We start from the raw sequence: 631 nt of genomic DNA on the forward strand, positions 1-631 counted from the left end.
GAGTTTGGTGCGGATGGGTTTGGCCCCGGGGTAGTAGCCGGCCCGGGTGGTGGAGTCGACCACGGCGGTGACGGGGTCGAAGCCGGCCGCCTGCGCTTCGACCTCGCCGAGGCCGGTGCGTCCGACTTCGATGTCGCAGATCTTGGTCACGGCGGTGCCGAGCACCCCGGGGAAGGTGGCGTAGCCGCCGCCGAGGTTGATCCCGGCGGTGCGGCCCTCCTTGTTCGCGTGGGTACCCAGCGGCAGGGCCACGTGGCGGCGGGAGACGCGGTGGAACTTCTCCACGCAGTCCCCGCCGGCCCACACCCCCTCGATGCCGGTGCGCAGCCGGCGGTCCACGGCGATCGCCCCCGTCTCGCCCAGGGGGATCCCGGCGTCGGCGGCCAGGGTGGTGTTCGGGGTCACCCCCAGGCCGAGGATCACCAGCTCGGTGGGGATGGTGGCCTGATCGGTGACCACGGCGGTGACCTTCCCGGTGTGGGTCTCGAAGCCGGTGACGGTCTCCTCCATCCGCACCTCCATCCCGTACCCTTCCATCGCGGTGGCGATGAGCGCGCCCATGTCCGGGTCCAGGCCCGGCAGTGGGGCCGGGGGGCGTCCGATCACGGTGATGTCCACGCCCCAGGCGGAC

At 72.6% G+C, this 631-nt stretch carries 1 protein-coding gene; it reads right to left on the bottom strand.

The genetic code is table 11. The annotated features are described in order from the left end of the window. Positions 1-618: FAD-dependent oxidoreductase (locus L979_RS08155; protein ID WP_231559461.1), on the bottom strand; the 618-nt coding region annotated here is incomplete at its 3' end. Between the last annotated feature and the right edge of the window lie 13 nt (positions 619-631).

Source organism: Kocuria sp. ZOR0020 (assembly GCF_000800955.1).
In the GTDB taxonomy this organism is placed as follows: Bacteria; Actinomycetota; Actinomycetes; order Actinomycetales; family Micrococcaceae; genus Kocuria; species Kocuria subflava.